Source organism: Roseomonas sp. SRI_022 (genome assembly GCF_057586215.1).
This window is the reverse complement of record NZ_JBYCZL010000012.1, coordinates 1-17,058: the sequence shown is the minus strand read 5'-3', so window position 1 is coordinate 17,058 and position 17,058 is coordinate 1. Positions and strand designations below refer to the sequence as shown.

Sequence of the window (17,058 nt, the reverse complement as noted above, 5' to 3'; positions counted from 1 at the left end):
GACACGCTTTCTTTGCGACGCATGGGCTGGCGTGGCCCTGTTGCGGTGCGTTAAGTTTCCTACGTTAGGCTTTGAGCGTGGCACGGACCCGGTCCGTCGCCGCGCGCCATCCGGTTGGGGGATTGCGGAGTGATGACCAGCTTGCGACGGACCATGCTTCTTTCCGCCGCATTGACGGTGCTGCCCGCGGCTGCGTCCTGGTCGCAGACGATGCAGGAAGCGCTGGCCGCAGCCTATGCCAACAACCCGACGCTGCTGGCCGCGCGTGCCCAGGCCCGGGCGGTGGATGAGAACGTGCCCCAGGCGCTGGCGGGCTGGCGCCCGACGGTGATCATCGGCGCCGCTGCCGGCTATGCCGACACCACGACGCGCAACCAGTCCACCATCGCGGTGCAGCGCAACGCGTCGGGCGATGTGGTGAACATCGACACCGCGGGCATCCCGTTCTCGCTGTATTCGGACCAGCCGCGCAATACGGCCAACGTGACTGCCACGATCACCCAGCCGCTGTATCGCGGCGGCCGCACCACGGCGGCGACGCGCCGGGCGGAGAACCAGGTCTATGCGCAGCGCGCCCGGCTGCTGGCCTCCGAGCAGACCGTGCTGCTCGATACGGTGCGCGCCTATGTCGGCGTCGTGCAGAACCAGGAGGAAGTCCGCCTCAACGAGAACAACGTGCAGGTGCTGATCCGGCAGCTGCAGGCGACGAATGAACGCTTCCGCGTGGGCGAGATCACCCGTACCGACGTTGCCCAGGCCGAGGCGCGCCTCGCCGCCGCCCGCTTCCAGTATGAACAGGCGACGGGGACGCTGCAGGCATCGCGCGCCACCTTCGTGCGGGTGATCGGCCTGGAGCCGAACCGCGTTTCGCCGCCGGCGCCGATCCGTCCGCCGGTGAACAATCTCCAGGAAGCGATCCGCCGCGCCACCGACAACAGCCCCGCTGTCGTCGAGGCGACGTTCAACGAATCCGCCGCGCGGGACAATATCGACCTGCAGTTCGGCGCCCTGCTGCCGACCGTCAGCGCGCAGGCGCAGGCCTTCCGCATCGACAACAACCAGGTGCGCGGGTCGCGCCAGACCGGCGCGCAGATCACGGCCAACCTGTCGGTGCCGCTGTACCAGGGCGGCGCCGAGCACGCCCTGGTACGCCAGGCGCGCCAGCAGGCGCAGCAGGCGCGCCAGGTGCTGATGGATGCGCGGCGCGTTGCCGAACAGGATGCGACCCGCACCTGGGAGGCACTCGGCACGGCGCGCGCGCAGGTCGAAAGCTCCCGCGCCGAAATCCGTGCGCAGGAGATCGCGCTCGACGGCGTGCAGCGTGAAGCCGTGGTCGGCAGCCGCACCACGCTCGACGTGCTGAACGCCGAGCAGGAACTGCTCAATGCGCGTGTCAGGCTGGTGCGCGCGCTGGCGACGCTGATCAACTCATCGTACGAACTCATCGCGTCGGTCGGGCGGCTAACCGCGCAGGACCTGTCGCTGCCGGTGCAGGTCTACGATCCGCGCGCCTACTACAACGCGGTGCGCGACCGCTGGGTGGGTACGGGGGATTTCAACGAATCTGTGCCCCAGGCGGCGGTGGTGCCGCAGGGGATCATCGCCGTGCAGCCGCTGGTGCCGATCACGCCGGCCCCCGCCCCGGCGCGCCGGTCGCCGTGAGCGGGCAGGGCAGCGCGCCGCCCGGGGGCATCCCGCCGGCGGCGCCCCCGGACCAGTCGATGGAGGACATTCTGGCCTCCATCCGCCGCATCCTGAACGAGGATGAGGCCGGGCCGGTCGCCGAGTCACCTGCGGCGCCATTGCCCCCGGCCGCCGCCCCCGCCGACGAGCCGCTGCTGCTGACCGAGGAGATGATGGTGAGCCAGTCCGAGGAATTGACCCCGGCGACGGCACCCGAGCCGGCTGCATCGGCGCCAGCACCCGCACCGCTGGCCGCGGACGCGCTGCTGGCGCCCGCAGTCGCGGCGGCCGCGACCGCTTCGGTCGGGCAATTGCTGCGCGCGGTCAGCACGGAACGCGGTGCCACGGTCACCCGCGGTGGGCCGACCATCGAGGATGTGGTGCGCGAGGAACTTCGCCCGCTGCTGAAGGATTGGCTCGACCAGCACCTGCCGGCGATCGTCGAGCGGCTGGTCCGGGCCGAGATCGAGCGGGTGGCCGGGCGGGCCTGACCAAGGCGGCGCCGGCCCGCCGGCGCATCAATCGGGCCGGATGTTGTTCTCGCGGACCACCCGGCCCCAGGTCTCCATCTGGACGTCGAGGAAGCTGCCGAAGGCCTCGGGGCTGGACCCGACGACTTCGATGCCGAGCGGCCCGCTGAGGCGCGCCCGCACATCCGGCACCGCCAGCGCCTTTTCGAGCGAGGCGTGGAAGCGGCGCAGCACCGCATCGGGCACGCCCGCGCGGCCGATCACGCCCCACCAGGCCAGGGCGTCGATGCCGGCAATGCCGGATTCCGCGACCGTTGGCAGGTCCGGGAACAGGCTGGACCGCCGGGCGCCGGTCTGGGCCAGCGGCCGCAGGGTCTGGCCCACCTGGCCGCCGAGCCCGGCATTGGTCGCCATCGGCATGTCGAGCTCGCCGGCGGCCGCCGCCGCGCTCATCGGCCCGCCGCCGCGATAGGGGACGTGCACGACCTGGAAGCCGCCGGCCTTCTGCATCAGCGACATGGTCAGGTGGGCGAGCGACCCATTGCCGATCGAGCCATAGGTGATCGTGTCCGGCCGCGCCCTGGCCGCCGCCACGACCTCCTGAAGGGTGCGCCAGGGGCGGGAATTGTGGGTGGTGATCAGCATCGGCGAGGTGCCGACCAGCATCACCGTGGACAGGTCCCGCTTGGTATCGAAACCGAGATTGGGGATCAGCGCGGGGTTCACCGCATGGGTATCGAAGACCATGGCCCAGGTCAGGCCATCCGCCGGCGCGCGGGCCAGGCTTGCGGTGCCGATGGCGCCGGAGGCCCCGGGGCGGTTCTCGATCACCACCGGCACGCCGAGATCCGCCGACAGATGCGGCTGCAGCAGGCGGGAGACGGTGTCCACCGACCCGCCTGGCGGGAAGGGGGCGACCAGCCGGATCGGGCCGCCCGGCCAGGGGGCCTGGGCCAGCGCCGGGCGGGCGAGGGCGGCGGCCGGCAGGGCCAGCAGAAGGCGGCGATGGGTGTTCATGGTCGTTCTCCCCGGTGCTGGCGCCATTAGCCCGGCGCCTGCCGCGCGTCCAACCTGCTTCCGCCGCCCTTGACGCGGGGCGGCGGGCGATGAAGGGATGCGCCCATGCTCGACAAGTCCTTCGACCCCACCGCGATCGAACAACGCCTCTATGAGGGCTGGGAGGGCGCCGGCGCCTTCTCGGCGAACCCCGCTTCGCCCGCCAAGCCCTTCACCATCATGATCCCGCCGCCCAACGTCACGGGCAGCCTCCATATCGGGCATGCGCTCGACAATACCTTGCAGGATGTCCTGATCCGCTGGCGGCGCATGCAGGGGCGCGATGCGCTGTGGCAGCCGGGCACGGACCATGCCGGCATCGCGACGCAGATGGTGGTGGAACGGCTGCTGGCGCAGCAAGGCAATGCCGACCGCCGGTCGCTGGGCCGCGAGGCCTTCATCAAGCGCGTCTGGGACTGGAAGGCGGAATCCGGCGGGACGATCACGCGGCAGTTGCGCCGCCTCGGCGCCTCGCTCGACTGGCCGCGCGAGCGCTTCACCATGGACAATGGCCTGTCCGAGGCGGTGCGCGAGGTCTTCGTGCGGCTGTATCGCGAGGGCCTGCTCTATCGCGACAAGCGGCTGGTGAACTGGGACCCGAAGTTCCTCACGGCGATCTCGGACCTGGAGGTCGAGAGCAAGGAAGTGAAGGGCCATCTGTGGCACCTGCGCTATCCGGTCGAGGGTGAGCCGGGCCGTTTCCTGGTGGTGGCGACGACGCGGCCGGAGACGATGCTCGGTGACACCGCGGTTGCCGTGCATCCCGATGACGATCGCTTCCGTGCCCTGGTCGGCAAGCGCGTGATCCTGCCGCTGGTTGGCCGGTCCATCCCGGTGGTGGCGGATGAGTATTCCGACCCGGAGAAGGGATCGGGTGCCGTGAAGATCACCCCGGCGCACGACTTCAACGATTTCGAGCTCGGCAAGCGCCACGACCTGCCGATGCCTTCCGTGCTGGATGCGGAAGGGCGGGTGATGCTGGACGAGATCGCGACCCACTTCGCCGCCATCGCGGGGGTCAGCGACCTTGATTTCGTCCGCGACCTGGCCGGGAAGGACCGCTTCGCGGCGCGCAAGGCGATCGTCGCGCGGCTGGAGGAACTGGAGCTCGTCGAGAAGATCGAGCCCCATACCCATGCCGTGCCGCATGGCGACCGGTCCGGCGTGCCGATTGAACCGCGGCTGACCATGCAGTGGTACGTCGATGCGAAGACGCTGGCGCAGCCGGCGATCAAGGCCGTCGAGACCGGCCAGACCGTGTTCACGCCGAAGCAGTGGGAGAACACCTTCTTCGCCTGGATGCGCGACATCCAGCCCTGGTGCGTGTCCCGCCAGCTCTGGTGGGGCCACCAGATCCCCGCATGGTACGCGGCGGATGGCGAGGTCTTCGTCGCGCATACCGAGGACGAGGCGCGCGCCCTCGCACGCACGAAGTTCGGCCGCGAGGTGGAACTGACGCGCGACGAAGACGTGCTCGACACCTGGTTCAGCTCCGCGCTGTGGCCGTTCTCCACCATCGGCTGGCCGGAGAAGACGCCGGAACTGGCGAAGTACTACCCCGGCGACGTGCTGGTGACGGGCTTCGACATCATCTTCTTCTGGGTCGCCCGGATGATGATGATGGGCATCCACTTCATGGGTGAGACGCCCTTCAAGACGGTCTGCATCCACGGCCTGGTGCGCGACGAGAAGGGCCAGAAGATGTCGAAGTCGAAGGGCAATGTCCTCGACCCGCTGGAACTGATCGACGCGCATGGCGCGGATGCGGTGCGCTTCACGCTCTGCGCGCTGGCCGGGCCGGGGCGGGACATCAAGCTGGCGAAGCAGCGCATCGAGGGCTACCGCGCCTTCGCGACCAAGATCTGGAACGCGTCGCGCTTCTGCGAGATGAACGGCATCGCGCCGCGCGCCGATTTCGATCCCTCCGCGGCGAGCCTGCCGCTGTCGCGCTGGATTCTCGACGCCGCGAACAACGCGGTGGCCGAAGCCAATGGCGCGTTGGAGGCCTTCCGCTTCGACGAGTATGCCGGCGCCTGCTACCGCTTCACCTGGAACACCTTCTGCGACTGGTTCCTGGAATTCGCCAAGCCGGTGCTGAACGGCCCGGATGGGGCGGAAAAGGAGGAGGTGAAGGGTGCCGCGCAGCATGTGCTCGGGACCATCCTGCGCATGCTGCATCCGGTAATGCCGTTCCTGACCGAGGAACTGTGGCACCGCCTCGGCTACGGCCCTGAAGGCAGCCTGATCCGCGAGGCGTGGCCAGAACCGGCATCCATAGCCGGTGCCGCCGAGGCCCGGGCCGAACTGGATTGGGTGGTGCGGCTGATCTCCGAGGTCCGCACCGTGCGCTCCGAGATGAATGTCGCACCGTCCATCACCGTGCCGCTGCTGCTGGCCGGTGCGTCCGGCGAGAGCCTCGAACGCGCGAACCGCTGGTCGGACGCGATCCGCCGCCTCGGCCGCGCGACCGAGATCCGTGCGCTGGATGGCGAGGCCCCGAAGGGCGCTGTGCAGGCGGTGGTCGGGGAAGCGACGATCATGCTGCCGTTGGCGGATGTGATCGACCTCGGGGCCGAACGCGCGCGCCTCGCCAAGGAACGCGCCCGCATCGCCGGGGAGGCGGAAAAGATCGAGGCCAAGCTCGGCAACGAGACCTTCGTCTCCCGCGCGCCGGAGGAGGTGGTGGAGGAGAACCGCGACCGCCTCGCCGCCGCGCGGACCGAGATGGCGCGCCTCGACGCTGCCATGGCGCGCATCGCGGGCTGACGATCGATGTTCGACAGCGCCACGCTCAACCTGTTCGGGGCGATCACGATCTTCGTGATCGTCACCGTGACCGGGCGTGACCTGCTGGCGCAGCGCGGCCTGTCGAAATCCGTGGCGCAGGCGATCTCCGGCGTCGCGGGGATTGCCATCGCGGTGGGGTTCCTGCTCGCGGTCGGCTGAAGCCTGTCCATCCCCAATGCCGGAGGTATCGTGCCGTGTCAGCCACCAAGGGACGCATCCACATCGGCATCGGCGGCTGGACGTTCGCGCCCTGGCGCGGCGCCTTCTATCCGAAGGGCCTGCCGCACAAGGCCGAGCTCGCCTTTGCGGCGCAGCACCTGACCGGCATCGAGGTCAACGGCACCTTCTACCGCCTGCAATCTCCCGAGAGCTTCGCCAAATGGCATGACGAGACGCCAGAGGGCTTCGTCTTCGCGCTGAAGGGCTCGCGATTCGTCACCAACCGGCGCGTGCTGGCCGAAGCCGGGCCGTCGTTGGAGAAGTTCTTCGCCAGCGGCCTGACGGCGCTGAAGGCCAAGCTTGGACCGATCAACTGGCAATTGGCTGGGACGAAGCAGTTCGACGCTGCGGATATCGATGCCTTCCTCAGCCTGCTGCCGAAGGAACTCGGCGGGCTGACGCTGCGCCACGCCATCGAGGCGCGGCACGAGAGTTTCCGCCATCCCGAATTCATCGACATCGCGCGCAAGCACGGCGTCGCGATCGTCACGGCCGCGGATAGCGAGTATCCGCAATTCACCGATCTGACAGCGCCCTTCGCGTATCTGCGCATCATGGGCACCACGGAGGACCACGCCACGGGCTATACGCCGGCGGCGCTTGACGCCTGGGCCGCGCATGCCCGCGCGCTGGCGGCGGGGCAGGGGCTGGACGGCCTCGCCCCGCCGGTCGCGGGCCCGGCGCCGGTCGTGCCGCGCGATGTCTTCCTCTTCGTCATCAGCGGGGCGAAGGAACGCAACCCTGCTGCCGCCATGGCGCTGATCTCGCGCCCCTGATGCTCGGCGCGGACCGGCCCATATGCGGGGGATGATCCCCTTATCGGTCCTCGACCTCTCCCCGATCCCCGAGGGCAGCAACGCCGGCCAGGCGCTGCGGCAATCGCGTGATCTCGCCCGTCATGTCGATGCGCTGGGCTACCGGCGCTTCTGGATGGCGGAACACCACAACATGCCGGGCATCGCCAGTGCCGCGACGGCGGTGGCCCTGGCCCATGTGGCGGAGGGCACGCAGCGCATCCGGATCGGGGCGGGCGGCATCATGCTGCCCAACCACGCACCGCTGGTGATCGCCGAGCAGTTCGGAACGCTCGCCGCGCTGTATCCGGGCCGCGTCGATCTCGGCCTCGGCCGCGCGCCGGGGACGGACCAGATTGCGGCGCGCGCGCTGCGGCGCAGCCTGGCGGGCGATGCCGATGACTTCCCGCGGGACGTGGTCGAACTGATCGAGTATTTCCGCGCCGCGGAACCGGACCAGGCGCTGCGCGCCGTGCCTGGCGCGGGGGAGGCGGTGGAGGTCTGGATCCTCGGTTCCAGCACCTTCGGCGCGCAACTCGCGGCCTATCTGGGGCTGCCCTACGCCTTCGCCTCGCATTTCGCGCCGGCGCAGATGATGGAGGCCGTCGCGGTGTATCGCGACCGCTTCCGCCCCTCCGAACGGCTCGCCGCGCCGCATGTGATGCTGGGCGTCAACGTCTTCGCCGCGGAGACGGATGACGAGGCGCGCTTCCTGTTCTCCTCCCTGCAACAGGCCTTCGTGAACCTCCGTCGTGGCCGGCCGGGCAAGCTGCCGGCACCGGTCGAGGGGTTCGAGGCGCAGCTGGATCGCCACGCCCGCGCGATCCTGGACAATGCGCTGTCCTGTTCCGTGGTCGGCTCGCGGGAGACGGTGCGCCGGGGCATCGACGACTTTGCCGCCCGGACGGGAGCGGATGAGCTGATGGTCACCGCGCAGATCTTCGATCACGCTGCCCGGCTGCGCTCCTTCGCCCTGCTGGCGGAGGTGCAGGAGATGGCCGTCACGGCTTGACGCGCCCGGGCCTCTTCACGGGATATGGTGCATCACCGGAGGGTGCCGGTCCGCGACCGGCCCCCGACACGCGCGAGGGAGCCCGTCCATGTCCGACAACCGCTGGGACAAGTCCCGCCTGCCGAGCCGCCACACCACCCTGGGGCCGGAGCGCGCGCCGCACCGATCCTACTACTACGCGATGGGCCTGACGAAGGAGGAGATCGAGCAGCCGCTGGTCGGCGTCGCCTCCTGCTGGAATGAGGCCGCGCCCTGCAACATCGCGCTGTCGCGCCAGGCCCAGGCGGCGAAGGTCGGCGTGAAGGCGGCGGGTGCGACGCCACGCGAATTCACCACCATCACCGTGACCGATGGCATCGCCATGGGGCACCAGTCGATGAAGTCCTCGCTCGCCTCCCGCGAGGCGATCGCGGATTCCATCGAGCTGACGATGCGCGGGCATTGCTACGACGCGCTGGTCGGCATCGCCGGCTGCGACAAGTCGCTGCCGGGCGTGATGATGGCCATGCTGCGGCTGAACGTGCCCTCCGTCTTCATGTATGGCGGGTCGATCATGCCGGGGCGGCATCATGGGCGCGACGTGACGGTGCTCGATGTCTTCGAGGCGGTCGGCCAGCACGCCGCTGGCAACATGTCGGATGAGGAGCTGGACGAGTTGGAACGCCACGCCTGCCCCGGTGCTGGCGCCTGCGGCGGCCAGTTCACGGCCAACACCATGGCCTGCGTGTCGGAGATGATCGGCCTCGCCTTGCCGTTCTCGGCCGGGGCGCCCGCGCCGAACGAGCAGCGCGACGACTACGCGACCGCCTCGGGCAAGGCGGTGGTCGAACTGATCCGCCGCAACCTTCGCCCGCGCGACATCGTCACGCTGGATGCGCTGCATAACGCCGCGGCCATCGTCGGCGCGACGGGCGGGTCCACCAACGCGGCGCTGCACCTGCCCGCCATGGCGCATGAGGCAGGCATTCGCTTCACGCTGCAGGATGTCGCCGAGATCATGCGCAGGACGCCGCACATCGCGGACCTGAAGCCGGGCGGGAAGTATGTCGCGGCCGATGTGTTCCGCATCGGCGGCGTGCCGGTGATCATCAAGGCGCTGCTCGATGGCGGCTACGTCAAGGGCGACTGCCTGACGGTGACGGGCAGGACGCTCGCGGAGAATCACCGCGAGGTCATCGTTCCGAAGGACCAGGACGTGGTGTACCCGACGACCAACCCGATCTCGCCGATCGGGGGCGTGGTCGCGCTGCACGGCAACCTCGCCCCCGAGGGCGCGATCGTGAAGATCGCGGGCATGCACAATCTTCGCTTCGAAGGCACGGCGTTGTGCTTCGATTGCGAGGAGGATGCCTTCGCTGCCGTCGAGGCCCGCGCCTACAAGGCCGGTGACGTCATCATCGTCCGCTACGAAGGCCCCAAGGGCGGGCCGGGCATGCGGGAGATGCTGTCCACCACCAGCGCAATCTACGGCCAGGGCATGGGCGACAAGGTGGCGCTCATCACCGATGGGCGGTTCAGCGGCGCAACGCGCGGCTTCTGCATCGGCCATGTGGGGCCAGAGGCCGCGGTCGGTGGCCCGATCGCCCTGCTGCAGACCGGCGACAGGATCGTCATCGATGCCGGTTTGGGAACCATCGACATGATCGTGCCGGAGGCCGAGATCGCTGCCCGCCGCGTCGCCTGGAAGCCGCGCCCGCACGACTACAATGCCGGCGCGCTGTGGAAGTATGCGCAGCTCGTGGGGCCGGCGTATCTTGGCGCGGTGACCAATCCCGGCGGGGCTGCCGAGACGCATTGCTACGCCGACCAGTAGCCACGAAGGCGCCATCGCGGCGCCACACGCAACGCGCCAGACTTCCCATGCGTTGAAAGGCGGCGGCACCGCATGGCCGCCCCTCTGGGAGACTACGACCATGACGCCTCGCCTGTTGCTGCCCGCGCTGGCCGTACTCGGCCTCGCTGGCTGCGTCGCCTATCCGGCGCAACCCTTGCCGCCGCCGCGTCCTGTCTATGTTGCCCCTGCGCCGCCGCCGCCGGTGTATGTTGAACCTGTCGGGCCGCGTCGGGTCTGGGTGCCGCGGCGGTGTGACGCCTGGGGTCGGTGCTGGGGCGGATACTGGCGCTGGCGCTGAGGCGGCCCTCTCGGAGGGAAAGCTGGATGCGCGTCATGTTGTCCGTGCTGGCTCTGCTACTCCCAGCCGCGCTGGGCGGCTGCGTGCAGTATCCGGACGGAAGCTGGGGGCCGGCGCCGGCCGTGCCGCCCGCCCCTGTCGCCTACCTGCCACCGCCCGGCCCGCCGGTGGTCTATGCGCCGCCGTCCTATGGCTATGAAACGGGCGTGCCGGTCTATGCGGTGCCGGCGCCACCCCCGCCCGTCGTGGTCGCGCCATCCGTCGGGATCGGCATCGGGCTTGGTTGGGGGCGGGGCTACTGGGGCGGGCCTGGCTACTGGGGTCGGCCCGGCTATTGGGGCCGGCCTGGTTATTGGGGCCGGCCTGGTTATTGGGGCCGGCCTGGTTATTGGGGCCGGCCCGGCGGATATTACCGGCGCTGGTGACCCCTACCGCAGCGTGACGATCACCGGCGTGTGGTCGGATGGCTGCATTTCGCTCCGCGGCGCAGTGTCCACCTCACAGGCCTCGATGCGCTCTGCGAGTTCCGGGCTCAGCAATGCGTGGTCGATGCGCAGGCCGCGATTGGTCTCGAAGGCAGCGCCGTAATCCCAGTAGGTGAACAGCGTCTCCGACGGGTGCAGCGCCCGCAACGCATCGGTCAGGCCAAGATGCTGCAGGGCGCGGAACTGCGCCCTGCTTTCCGGCCGCACCAGCGCATCGGTTGGCGGCAGCGCGCCCGGGGCCAGGTCCGCATCGGTCGGGCAGACATTGAAGTCGCCCAGCACCGCGAAGGGGGTGAAGCTGTCCAGCCGGTCGGCCGCGACCGCCCGTAGCCGCTCCATCCAGCCGATCTTATAGGCGAAGCCTGCGTCACCGCCGGAATTGCCATTGGGCAGGTAGATGCCCGCCGCGTTGATGCCCGCCGCCCGCACCTCGATGTAGCGGGCCTGGGTGTCCTCGCCGTCGCCGGGCAGATGCTCCGCCACGATCTCGAAGGGGATGTTCGCGATGACCGCGACGCCGTTGCGCCCGCCGGACTGGCCGACGGCACGGGTCGTGTAGCCCAGTGCCTCGAAGTCTCCGCACGGCACCTGCTCGGCGGTGCAGCGGGTTTCCTGGAGGAACAGGATCTCGGGCTTCACCCTGTCGAGGAAGCGCGCCACATGGCCGGCCCGCTGCCGGATCGAGTTCACGTTAAAGGTCGCGAGTTTCATGGGGCCTCGGCAGGCTGATGACGAAGGATGGACCGGGAGCGCCGCATTCCATACCGCGAATTGCCTCGGGCTGGCGCCAGCGGACCGCAGATGACGGCAGCGATGGAGCCCAGGGGCGAGGCGGGGAGGGCGCGCATCGTCCTCTCGTTTCCGTGTGTGCGTTGCAGCACCGCAGGCGGCACGCCTCGCATGCTGCTGTTGCCCGCGCAATCCGCAACGGAACTCGTCCCATGGCCCGGCATATCGACTTGCCGAGGACCGGCGCCCTGCGCCGGATCGCCCCGGCCATCACGCCGTCCGCACCGATGCCGCATAGACGGCACCGGGGCTCAGCCATCCGCCACGCGATCTGGGCGCTCGGAGCCTGGACCCTGCTGGCCCTGCTGCACCCGGGGACGGCCGGCGCCGAGCACGAATCCAGCGCGGATGCGCCGCACCCGACGGTCTTCGCGAGCCTGCCATTCGCCGCCACCCTGACCCTTCCCGCGCAACCGGCCGATGCGGCCCGGATGGGTGTCGTGGTCATCGCGCATGACCGCCTCGGCTCGGATACCCGGGCGGAACCCTATGCGGTCCAACTGCTCGGCGCCGGGATCGCCGTTCTCGATGTGCTGCAGCCCGACGCTGAGGCGGCGGAACTCGACCTGGCCGCCGCGGCCCTCGCCACGGACAACCGCTTCGATCCGCGGCGGATCGGGCTGCTCGCCTTCGGCGCGGGCGGCATCGCCGCGGCCCGGACCCAGGCACCGTTCCGAGCCCAGGCGCTGTTCTACCCTGGCTGCGCGACGGTGGCCGCGCTGTTGCCGGGCGTCATCCGGCGCCGCGCAGATACCGAGATCCTGCTGGCCCATGGCAGCGAGGACGGCGCCAACCCGGCGCCTGCCTGCGAGGCAACCGCCAACCTCATGCGCGCCCAGGGCGCCGGGGTGCGTCGCGTCGAATATGCAGCGGCTGGCTATGCCTGGGACCGCCCGGCCTTCGGCCTCGAGGGCCGGTCGCTGCTGCCGCGTCCGGACGGCCAGGGCCGCGTCGTCTCCGTCCCGAGGCCCGACCTCACCGGCCTGTCGGCGACGACGGTCGCGTCCTTCTTCGCCAGGGCGTTGCGCCCGGCGGCGCAATAACGGCCGGCGTCAGCCGACCGAGAAGGACGTCCCGCAGCCGCAGGCCGACACGGCCTGCGGGTTGCGGATCGCGAAATGCGCGCCGATCAGTTCCTCGGCCCAATCCAGTTCCGCCCCGGCCAGCAGGTCGAGGGAGACGGGATCCACGAAGACCCGGCCCGGCCCGTCGCCGACGATCAGGTCTTCCTCGGTGGGGGCGTCCTCCAGACCGAATTTGTACTGGAAGCCCGAACAGCCGCCGGCCTCGACGGCCAGGCGCAGTCCGGCCGCAGGGCGGCCATCGCGCGAGGCGATCTCGGTAATCTGGGCGTGTGCGCGGTCGGTGACGCGGAAGGCGGGGGCGGTGCTGGTGCCGTCGGGCATGGCGGGCGGAACTCCTCGGGGATCAAGATAGGCGCTCCGGCGGCCCGTTCCAACGCGGGTCATGCGGTTGCCGGGGGGCGCGCCCGGGTGCTACGGCCCCGGCCATGGTTCTCGCGCCCCACGCCGTCCGGCCCGAGACCTCCCGCGGCCGGCTGTATCCGGAGGCGGGGGGCGATACGCGCTCGCCCTTTCAGCGGGACCGCGACCGCATCATCCACGCCACATCGTTCCGGCGGCTGCAATACAAGACGCAGGTCTTCGTCTATCACGAAGGCGACCATTTCCGCACGCGCCTGACCCATTCCATCGAGGTCGCGCAGATCGCCCGGTCCATCGCGCGGCTGCTGGCGCTGGACGAGGACCTGGCCGAGGCGCTGGCCCTTGCGCATGACCTTGGCCACCCGCCCTTCGGCCATGCCGGGGAGGATGCGCTGAACAGCGCGATGAAGCCCTATGGCGGTTTCGACCACAATGCGCAGTCGCTGAAGGCGGTGACGCTGCTGGAAGCGCGCTATGCCGGCTTCGACGGGCTGAACCTGACCTGGGAGACGCTGGAGGGCCTCGCCAAGCACAACGGCCCGCTGCGCCGCCCCGCGCCCTACATCGCCGAATACGATGCAACGCATCCGCTCGACCTGCGCACCCATGCGAGCGCGGAGGCGCAGGTCGCGGCGCTCGCGGACGACATCGCCTACAACAACCACGACCTGGATGACGGGCTGCGCGCGCGGCTGTTCACGCTGGACGAGGTGGGCGCGCTGCCGCTGATCGGTGACGCTCTGGCCGAGGCGCGCGCCGCCGGACCCGGCACCGCCGAGGACCGCGTGGCGCCCGAGATGATCCGCCGCGTCATCAACATGATGGTCGGCGACGTCGTGGCCGAGACGCGCCGGCGCATCGCCGCGCTGAACCCCGCCACGGTGGACGACGTCCGCCGGGCGCGCGGGCCGGTGGTCGCCTTCTCGGCGGCGATGGCCGAGGCGAACCTCGCCCTTAGGGAGTTCCTGTTCACGCGGATGTATCGCCATTGGCGGGTGAACCGCACCATGGCGAAGTCGAAGCGCGTGGTGCAGGTGCTGTTCAGCCTGCTGCATGGTGGACCGCAGATGCTGCCGCCGCTGTGGCGTGCCCGCGCGGGCGATGCAGGCAGCCTGCAATGCGCCCTGGTGGTCTGCGACTACATCGCCGGCATGACCGACCGTTATGCGCTGGAGGAGCACCGGCGCATGACAGACCCGGACGTGCCCGGTTAGGCAGCGGCACTCCGCCATTCCATTCCGCGGACAGACCGGATAGCGTCCCCGCTTGGGGTGCCCGGGGAGTTGATGCGATGAGCGGCTCAGACGGCTCGAAGCGGACCGTGTCGCAGGGCGGCCTGACCAGCCAACGGCCGAAACGATCCCGCCGCGAGTATCGCGAATTCGACATCGCGGAAGCGTGGGACAATTTCGCCGCCGAAGAGCAGGACGGCGACCATGCCGACCACTCCGCACAATGTCGCGCCGTGATCTTCGTCGACAGCAACGAGTTCGATTCCGACCCCGAAGGGTATGAAGGCCAAACCGGCAACGGCCACGGCCATGCCGAGATGGACGCGCTCGATTTCCTGATCGGCAGCATGGGCAAGGAGGCCGTGGAGGCCGTGCTGCAGGAAGGCGCGGTGACGCTGGATTGCGTCGGCAAGCCCTGCTGCGTCCAGTGCTCGACGATGCTGGGCCTGCTCAACATCGGGCCGAGGACGCCCGCGACGAAGAAATCCCGCAACACCATGCTGGCCGGCGGTGCCTGGTCGGTGTCGTTGCGCCTCAAGACCTTTCTCACGGAGAAGTGGCACCTGAAGGACGCCGACATCGAGGCCTTCGCAGCCATGAACCAGAGCAATTTCGACCGGACCCTGTAGCGTCGGCCCCACGCCGGCCGAAGGCGGCGTCGGCGCATCGGCCACGGCAAATCGTCGATGGCCCGGCCGGGGTGGCTACGCCCGGGCGCCGGCATGGCGTATCAAGCGCCCCGACCTTCTTGCCTGAGCATCATATGACCGAGAACATCTTCACCCTGCTGACGCAGCAAGTGCGCGGCGCGCTCGCCGCCCTGGTGCCCGACCTGCCGGCCGAAGCACTCGCCCGCGTGCAGGTGGAACCGCCGCGCGATGCCACGCATGGCGACATGGCGACGAATGCGGCGCTGGTCGCAGCGAAGCCTGCGCGCATGCCGCCGCCAAAGATCGCCGCCGCCCTGGCGGAGAAGCTGGCCGCGCTGCCCATGGTCACGGAGGCGACGCCGGCCGGTCCCGGCTTCGTCAACCTGCGGCTCGACGAGGATTTCCTCCGCGCCCAGGTGCCGGCCGTGCTGCGCGCCGGCGAGGCCTATGGCAACAGCAGGCTCGGCGCCGGGGTGCGCGCGAATGTCGAATATGTCTCGGCGAACCCGACCGGGCCGATGCATGTCGGGCATTGCCGCGGTGCCGTGGTGGGCGACGCGCTCGCCAACCTGATGGCCAAGGCCGGCTGGGCCGTCACCAAGGAATATTACGTCAACGACGCGGGCAACCAGGTCGCGGCGCTCGGTTGGGCGGCTTATTGGCGCTACCTCCGCGCCGTCACGCTCGACGCCGATGAGTGGAATGCCGAGAACACCGAACAGCGCTTCGGCGTCGCGCTGCAGTATCGCGGCGACTACCTGGTCGCCGTCGGCGATGCGCTGGCCGAACGCTTCGGCGATGGCCTGATGCCACGCCGCATCGAAGGCGGTGCGCTGGCGGAGGAGGAGACGATCTCCGCCTACGCCCCCGCGCTGGAACGCGGCTGGCTGGTCAGGACCGCCTGGCTGGACAACGCGCGGGAGACGGCGGTGGCGATGATGATGGCCGAGATCCGCGAGGACCTCGCGCTGCTCGGCGTCACGCAGGATGTCTTCACCTCGGAGCGTGCGCTGGTCGAGGCCGGCGCGGTGGAAGGCGCGGTGCGCCTGCTGGAGGAGAAGGGCCTGATCTACGAGGGCGTGCTGGAACCGCCCAAGGGCAAGACGCCCGATGATTGGGAACCGCGCCCGCAGACCCTGTTCCGCGCCACCGATTTCGGCGACGACGTGGATCGGCCGCTGCGCAAGTCCGACGGCACCAACACGTATTTCGCCAATGACATCGCCTATCACGCGGATAAGGTGCGGCGTGCGCAGCAGTTGCTGATCGATGTCTGGGGCGCGGATCATGGCGGCTATGTCTCGCGCATGCAGGCGGCTGTGCGCGCGGTCTCGGATGGCGAGGTGCCGCTCGAGATCGTGCTGTGCCAGATCGTGCACGTCGTGAAGGCGGGCCAGCCGGTGCGCATGTCGAAGCGCGCCGGCACCTACATCACGCTGCGCGACCTGATCGAGGAAGTCGGCCGCGACGCGGTGCGCTTCACCATGCTGACGCGGAAGTCCGACGCGCAGATGGAATTCGACCTCGACAAGGTGGTCGAGCAGTCGCGCGACAACCCCGTTTTCTACGTGCAGTACGCCCATGCGCGCTGCCGGTCCGTGCTGCGCCAGGCCGAGGCGACGGACGCCACGCTGACGGCCGATCTGGCCGCCGTACCGCTGACGGCGCTGACCGATCCGGCGGAAATGGCGTTGATCCGGCGAATCGCTGCCTGGCCGCGCACCGTGGAAGCGGCCGCAACAGCGCGTGAACCCCATCGAATCGCGTTCTATCTAGGGGACTTGGCCGGGGACTTTCATGTATTGTGGAACCGCGGTCGCGACGATTCGACGCTGCGGTTCATCCGGGCGGAGGACCCCGAAGCGACCCGGGCCCGGCTGGCCCTCGTCGCGGCGACCGCGACGGTGATCCGATCGGGCCTCGGCGTCATGGGGGTGACGCCGGTGGAGGAAATGCGCTGACGGGCTTGCCCATGGCCCAGGGGGGTGGCGCGTGACAGAAGTACCGGTGCCGTCCTATCGCGTCCGGCGTTCCGATGATGGCGGGCCGCCCTGGCGCATGGTCGCCTTCGGTGGCGGCCTCGCCGGCGTGCTGCTGGTCGGCGGCGCGGCGTGGTGGGGCCTGTCGCATATCGGCGGGCCGCGTTCCGTGCCGTTGATCGAACCGGATCCGCGCCCGTTCAAGGTGCGCCCGGATGATCCCGGCGGGCTGCGCGTGCCGAACCAGGACGAACTGATCTTCGAGCGTAACCGCGGCAGCACCGCCCAGCCGCCCGGCGCACGCCTGGCGCCAGAGCCTGAGGCC

At 69.8% G+C, this 17,058-nt stretch carries 15 protein-coding genes and 1 pseudogene; 13 read left to right on the top strand and 3 right to left on the bottom strand.

All coding sequences use genetic code 11. The annotated features are described in order from the left end of the window. Window positions 1-132: 132 nt before the first annotated feature. Complete coding sequence (locus AC2YHJ_RS13595) at window positions 133-1,662, top strand: TolC family outer membrane protein (protein WP_487396599.1); 1,530 nt, start codon at window positions 133-135, stop codon at window positions 1,660-1,662. Window positions 1,663-1,721: 59 nt separating this feature from the next. Then, on the top strand, window positions 1,722-2,174 hold the full coding sequence (locus tag AC2YHJ_RS13590; RefSeq protein WP_487396598.1) for a DUF2497 domain-containing protein: 453 nt from the start codon (window positions 1,722-1,724) through the stop codon (window positions 2,172-2,174). Between the two features lie 27 nt (window positions 2,175-2,201). On the opposite strand, the gene AC2YHJ_RS13585 is transcribed toward AC2YHJ_RS13590, so the two are convergent. Beyond that, window positions 2,202-3,170, bottom strand: coding sequence for a tripartite tricarboxylate transporter substrate binding protein (locus AC2YHJ_RS13585; RefSeq protein WP_487396597.1), 969 nt, complete (start codon window positions 3,168-3,170; stop codon window positions 2,202-2,204). Window positions 3,171-3,275: 105 nt separating this feature from the next. Here AC2YHJ_RS13585 and AC2YHJ_RS13580 point away from each other — a divergent pair, with 105 nt between their 5' ends. From AC2YHJ_RS13580 to AC2YHJ_RS13555, 6 genes are all read left to right on the top strand, one after another. Then, window positions 3,276-5,975, top strand: a complete 2,700-nt coding sequence (locus AC2YHJ_RS13580) for a valine--tRNA ligase (protein WP_487396596.1) — start codon at window positions 3,276-3,278, stop codon at window positions 5,973-5,975. A 6-nt stretch (window positions 5,976-5,981) separates the two neighbouring features. Further along, window positions 5,982-6,155 carry a hypothetical protein gene (locus tag AC2YHJ_RS13575; protein WP_487396595.1) on the top strand — a complete coding sequence of 58 codons (174 nt, stop codon included), beginning with the start codon at window positions 5,982-5,984 and terminating at the stop codon, window positions 6,153-6,155. A 35-nt stretch (window positions 6,156-6,190) separates the two neighbouring features. After that, window positions 6,191-6,991, top strand: a complete 801-nt coding sequence (locus tag AC2YHJ_RS13570; protein ID WP_487396594.1) for a DUF72 domain-containing protein — start codon at window positions 6,191-6,193, stop codon at window positions 6,989-6,991. Between the two features lie 31 nt (window positions 6,992-7,022). Continuing rightward, window positions 7,023-8,021, top strand: a complete 999-nt coding sequence (locus tag AC2YHJ_RS13565) for an LLM class flavin-dependent oxidoreductase (protein WP_487396593.1) — start codon at window positions 7,023-7,025, stop codon at window positions 8,019-8,021. 88 nt (window positions 8,022-8,109) lie between these two features. Beyond that, on the top strand, window positions 8,110-9,834 hold the full coding sequence (gene ilvD / locus AC2YHJ_RS13560; protein WP_487396592.1) for a dihydroxy-acid dehydratase: 1,725 nt from the start codon (window positions 8,110-8,112) through the stop codon (window positions 9,832-9,834). A gap of 345 nt (window positions 9,835-10,179) precedes the next feature. Continuing rightward, the gene (locus AC2YHJ_RS13555) at window positions 10,180-10,578 is read left to right on the top strand and encodes a hypothetical protein (RefSeq protein ID WP_487396591.1); all 399 of its coding nucleotides are present in this window, start codon (window positions 10,180-10,182) and stop codon (window positions 10,576-10,578) included. A gap of 3 nt (window positions 10,579-10,581) precedes the next feature. Here AC2YHJ_RS13555 and AC2YHJ_RS13550 read toward each other — a convergent pair whose 3' ends face one another. Further along, complete coding sequence (locus AC2YHJ_RS13550; protein WP_487396590.1) at window positions 10,582-11,349, bottom strand: exodeoxyribonuclease III; 768 nt, start codon at window positions 11,347-11,349, stop codon at window positions 10,582-10,584. A gap of 230 nt (window positions 11,350-11,579) precedes the next feature. Between AC2YHJ_RS13550 and AC2YHJ_RS13545 the strand changes: the two genes are divergently transcribed. Further along, window positions 11,580-12,470 carry a dienelactone hydrolase family protein gene (locus AC2YHJ_RS13545; RefSeq protein WP_487396589.1) on the top strand — a complete coding sequence of 297 codons (891 nt, stop codon included), beginning with the start codon at window positions 11,580-11,582 and terminating at the stop codon, window positions 12,468-12,470. Window positions 12,471-12,479: 9 nt separating this feature from the next. On the opposite strand, the gene AC2YHJ_RS13540 is transcribed toward AC2YHJ_RS13545, so the two are convergent. Next, on the bottom strand, window positions 12,480-12,833 hold the full coding sequence (locus AC2YHJ_RS13540) for a HesB/IscA family protein (protein WP_487396588.1): 354 nt from the start codon (window positions 12,831-12,833) through the stop codon (window positions 12,480-12,482). Between the two features lie 104 nt (window positions 12,834-12,937). On the opposite strand from AC2YHJ_RS13540, the gene AC2YHJ_RS13535 reads away from it, so the two are divergent. From AC2YHJ_RS13535 to AC2YHJ_RS13520, 4 genes and pseudogenes are all read left to right on the top strand, one after another. Next, complete coding sequence (locus AC2YHJ_RS13535) at window positions 12,938-14,086, top strand: deoxyguanosinetriphosphate triphosphohydrolase (RefSeq protein WP_487396587.1); 1,149 nt, start codon at window positions 12,938-12,940, stop codon at window positions 14,084-14,086. Window positions 14,087-14,163: 77 nt separating this feature from the next. Further along, window positions 14,164-14,733: a hypothetical protein gene (locus AC2YHJ_RS13530; protein ID WP_487396586.1), complete on the top strand. Its 570-nt coding sequence runs from the start codon at window positions 14,164-14,166 to the stop codon at window positions 14,731-14,733. A gap of 134 nt (window positions 14,734-14,867) precedes the next feature. Continuing rightward, window positions 14,868-16,715: an arginine--tRNA ligase gene (gene argS / locus AC2YHJ_RS13525; RefSeq protein ID WP_487396585.1), complete on the top strand. Its 1,848-nt coding sequence runs from the start codon at window positions 14,868-14,870 to the stop codon at window positions 16,713-16,715. 31 nt (window positions 16,716-16,746) lie between these two features. Then, window positions 16,747-17,058, top strand: a pseudogene (locus tag AC2YHJ_RS13520) (hypothetical protein); the annotation flags it as partial.